Raw genomic sequence first — 4,771 nt, 5'->3', positions numbered from 1 at the left:
TCATCCGCCGAATTGGCGATCGTGGGCCACAACGGCGCGAGCACACCGGCTCCCGCACCCGTGGCCACCTTCTCCATAAAGGAGCGGCGACTGTAATTAAAGTCGTACTTTCGGATACGCATTTTCTTCCTCCACCAGCGTAATGACGCGTGCAACCCGGTATCCGGCGGGTTGCTTCCGGTTCCGCTCCATCCAGGCATCGATGGCAATCAGATACCTGTGATTACTAAGTTGGGCCCGTCTTGGATGCGCCATTCATCGGCCCGGGAGGGACTGTGAGTGCTTGTCGTTTTTTGGCGCCACCGGAGACTAACAACGGTGCTGTCCCACCATACCTGCCCGGAAGAGTAGGCGTCGCATTCCAAGGGCTGACCCTACATAAGCCAAGGCCCGCGAGCACAGCGTGCTCGCGGGCCTTGATCGAACCACTTGCCGATCGAACGGCAATCAGCCCTTCTTGCCGCTCTCCAGTTCCTTGATGCGAGCCTCGAGCGCCGCGATCTTCACGTCGCGCGGGTTGGGCATGTAGATGGGCTGGATGTCGGAGGCGCTCATCGTGGTACGGGGCACGCCGCCAAACGGGCCGGCATAGATCGTTTCGCGATCGGCGCCCCATGCGCCGTAGTACGGCAGGTCGGCAGGCGGCTCCGGCGTGACCCACTTCTTGACGAAGTCCTTGTACGGCAGGCCGCGCTTCTTGCGGGCATCGCGTTCGGCCTGGCGGGCCTTCTTCGTTCCATCGCGATCCAGCACCAGCGTTTCCGGGTTGTAGACCATCTTGTAGACGCGCTGCGCCGCCTCGTGCGAGAGCAGGCCTTCCTCGATGTCCTTGATGACCAGGTCCGGATCGCGATCCAGCACGTCGCCGTAACCGCCGCCCGAACCCTGCGTGATCATGTACAGCTCGCCGCGCTTGGCCAGCTCGAACTGCAGGCCGGTGTGGTGCGTCGTGTACGTGGCGCCCTCGAACGGCTTCTTGTTCATGATGTCGACGATCGAGAACTCGAACTTCTTCGGATCGGTCTTCATGATCTCGAAGACGTCGACGTTCTTGACCTTGCACAGCGGATAGGTCGGCGCGCCGTAGCCGCCGAACACACCCGGCACGCAGCCGACCTTGGAGCCGATGCAGCAGGTCATGAAGCCCCACATCGGACTGCCGATGGACGAGGCGATCATCTCGTAGCCCTGGCCGCCGCGGAATTTGCCGAAGGCCACGTTGTCCTTCATCAGCTTCTTGCTGACGAGCTGGATGAACGGGATCTCCTCTTCATTGAGTTCCTGCTCGCCCAGATCCGCCATCGGCGCGAAGATCGGCGCGATGGCGTGCTCGCCGTCGCGGTCCGCGCGCGCACCGCCGCCCATGCCGTTCAAGTCGGCGCAGAGATTGCCGACCATCTCGTTGTGCTGCGTGATGCCGCCCCAGATGAAGGTGCGGATCATGTTGTGCCAGGGCGCGATCAGCTTCGAGTACTTCTGCGGCGTGCTGTACGCGAACTTCGCCACGGCGAGCTGCACGCACGAGAACGACGGGAAGAACGTCATCATCGACTGCGCGTTCGGCGTGGTGTACGACGAATGCAGCGCCGACTTCGGATCGGTGATCACGCGGATGGGCGCGAACACGCCCTGGTTGCGCGGCAGGTCGGGCCACACGAACACCAGGAACAACTGCGCGAGCATGCCCTTCAACGAGGCCAGCAGCGTGTTGTTGCAGCGGTTCGCAAACTCCGGACTCGATCCGCGGAAGTCGCAGATCAGCTCCTCGCCTTCCTTGCGCACCTCGCACTGGATCTTGATCAGCGCGTTCTCGCGCAGCGTCGAGTCGGCCATCACGCAGGCGCGGACCTTGCCATCCGGCCAGTCGGCAAGACGGCGCTTGGTCTCGGCCTTGCAGTCTTCGAGACCCTTGCGCAGCGAGGCGATCACGTAATCGACGCCGAATTCCTGGATGCACGCGTGGATGCGCTGCTCCATGCGCCGGCACGTGAACAACTTGGTCTTCATGTCCTCGAACTGCAGCTTGGGCTCGCGCACCGAGTTCTGCAGGAAGGTCACGAGATCCTTCTTGAGCTCGTAGTTCTCGCTGACCTTGAAGGGCGACATCTTCAGCCCTTCCTCGTACACCGATTCGGCCAGCGAGGGCATGCCGCCCGGCTCGATGGCGCCATTCTCGCCTTCATGCACGGTCGCGCCGACCCAGCACACCAGCTTCCCCTCCCAGAACACCGGCATCATCATCGACTGGTCGGTGTTGTGGATGTTGCCGTAGCGGGCGTCGTTGTGGATGAAGCCGTCGCCCTCCTTGACGCCCACGCTGGGATCATTCGTCCAGTATTTGACGATGAACTTGATCGGGTGGTGCACCACCGCCGCGAAGATCAGCACGCCGCCGGCGCTGGAGACCGCAAGGTCGCCGCTGGCCGTGAACACGCCGGTGATCAGATCGCCCCACTTCGCACCGGGCGCTGCGCCCATCTGCTCCAGCATTTCGAAGGACTCGTTCGCACCGGCCTGCAGGCGGTCGCGCACCAGAGCATGCATTGCGGGATCGGTCGCCTTGGACAGCGCGGCCTTCTCGACATCGGTGATCGGCGCGATGTCATGTTCTTCCATGATCTCGGGATCGGGACCCAGGAAGAGCACGTTGTCGGCCAGGAACTGGTCGACGACCGACTTCTCTTTCTCGGTGTAGCTCTGCTCTTCGTTCTTGCCCATTGGATGACTCCGGAATTCGTTCTGAAGCTCAGGCCTTGGCCTTGGACTTTGACTTGAGGGTGGCCGCAACGGCCTTCCCGCCCGCCGTGGCGGTGCCGCGCGTGAACCAGGCCGCGCCGTGCTCGCCGATCTCGACCGTCCAGCTGGGCTCGACCAGGTAGGTGGTGGTCGGCGACACGATGACCGCCGGCCCCTTCACGAGCGAACCCACCTCGAGTTCCGAGTCCGCGTAAACCGCCGTGTCCACCGCGCCCTCGTGACCCACGAAGTAGCACTTGCGCGTGCCCGAGGCCTTGCCCGCCGGCTTGGTGGACTTCGCACGCAGCTTGCCCAGGCCCACGGTCTCGAGTTCGACGTAGCTCTGCACGCGCACGGTGTTGATGCGGATGCCCGCTTCCGGTGCTTCCGAGCCCTTGCCGAAGCGGTTGCCGTAGTCCACCGAGAACTGCTTGATGATCGCCATCACGTCGTCGATGCCCTCGAAACGCAACTTGGGCGCGACCACCGTGGTCTGCGCCAGCTGGTTGCCGTAGCGCATGTCGAGCTCGAGCTTGTGCTTGATGTCGGCCGGCTTCATGCCTTGACGCAGCAGGTCCTGGCGGCCGGCCTCCTCGAGGTCCTCGACGATCTTGTTGAACGCGGTGTAGTCGTTGTAGAGGCGGCGCGTGTTGCTGTCGAAGATCCACATGAACAGCGACTTCTCGTGGATGTGCAGCTGGTGCATGTTGCCGGCACCCACCGCCGAGAACACCGAGCAGAACGGCGGCACCAGGATGCGGTCGATGCCGAGCTGGTTGGCGATGCCGCAGCCGTGCAGCGGACCGTTGCCGCCGTAGGCCAGCAGCGTGAAGTTGGTCGGATCGTAACCACGCGCACGCAGTTCGGTGGCGATGCCGTTGGCCATGTTGGCGTCGACCTTGCGCTTGATCATCAGCGCAGCCTCGGTCACCGACACGTCCATCGACTCGCAGATCTCGTCCTCGATGGCCTGCTTGGCGCGGCCGGCCTTGAGCTTGATCGCACCGCCGGCGTAGTTGGCCGGGTCGAGGTAACCGAGCACGAGATCCGCGTCGGCGACGGTCGGCTTCAGACCGCCGCGGTCGTAGCAGGCCGGGCCCGGGTTGGAACCCGCGGACTCCGGTCCCACCTGCACGGTGTTGTACAGCCGATCGTAACGGCAGATCGAACCGCCACCGGCACCCAGCGTGACCAGGTGGATCATCGGCACGCTGACCATCCAGCGTTCGATGACCGGATTGAAGTCGTAGTGCTTGACGCCGCCTTCCACGACCAGGCCGATGTCGAAGCTCGTGCCGCCCATGTCGGTGCAGATGACGTTGCCCAGGTCTGCTTCGGCCGCCAGATGTTCCGACGCCGACACGCCGGCGACCGGACCCGAGTGGATCGTCTGCAGCGCGTCGGTGGAGTTGAGCTGTGCCATGCCACCGGAGTTGTGGATGACCAGCATCGGCTTCTTGTAGCTCGACTCGCGCAGGTTGAGCTCGAGCGACGACAGGCCGTGATACATCACGTCGTGCAGGAACGCGTCGATGATCGTCGACGAGGTGCGCACGTACTCGCCCTTGCGGCCGGCAACCTTGTGCGACATCACGATCGGCATCGCGCCGAGCAGATGCTCCGGGTACTCCTCGAGCAGGATTTCCTGCACGCGACGTTCGTGCACCGGGTTCGACACCGAGTTGACCAGCGCCACGCAGAAGCTCTGCGCACCCCGATCGACGAGGTTGCGGATCGTCTCGCGCAGGTGGTCCTCGTCGAGCGGCATCAGCACGTTGCCGACGGCGTCGAGGCGCTCGCGCACGCCGGCGATCATCGGAATCGGCACCAGGGCGTCCGGACGGCAGGCGCCCGGAAGATCCTGCTGTGCACGGAAGTCGAGGCCCTCACCGTAACCGCGGCCACGCGACAGCGGCACCGAGGACTCGTAGCCGGCGCTGACCAGCAGCGCGACCTTCGGGCCCTTGCGCTGGATCAGCGCGTTGGTGCCCAGCGTGGTGGCGTAGCGGACCGAATCGACTTCGGACAGCACGTC

Annotated in this window: 3 protein-coding genes; all 3 read right to left on the bottom strand. The window is 64.0% G+C overall.

Annotated features, from left to right (window positions below; genetic code table 11):
• Positions 1–122, bottom strand: a 122-nt coding sequence (locus DFR24_RS25095; RefSeq protein ID WP_133879324.1) for a twin-arginine translocation signal domain-containing protein, incomplete at its 3' end; no start/stop codon positions are given.
• Between the two features lie 325 nt (positions 123–447).
• On the bottom strand, positions 448–2,718 hold the full coding sequence (locus tag DFR24_RS00010) for a hydantoinase B/oxoprolinase family protein (RefSeq protein ID WP_133879323.1): 2,271 nt from the start codon (positions 2,716–2,718) through the stop codon (positions 448–450).
• 28 nt (positions 2,719–2,746) lie between these two features.
• The coding region (locus tag DFR24_RS00005) for a hydantoinase/oxoprolinase family protein (RefSeq protein ID WP_133879322.1) at positions 2,747–4,771 on the bottom strand (2,025 nt) is incomplete at its 5' end.

The sequence above is a fragment of the Panacagrimonas perspica genome, from assembly GCF_004364935.1.
GTDB classification, from domain to species: domain Bacteria; phylum Pseudomonadota; class Gammaproteobacteria; order Nevskiales; family Nevskiaceae; genus Panacagrimonas; species Panacagrimonas perspica.
This window is presented reverse-complemented; position numbering and strand designations above follow the sequence as displayed.

Excerpts from the sequence above, each read along its gene's own strand:
- DFR24_RS00010 (WP_133879323.1), bottom strand. The coding sequence starts at position 2,718 with ATGGGCAAGAACGAAGAGCAGAGCTACACCGAGAAAGAGAAGTCGGTC.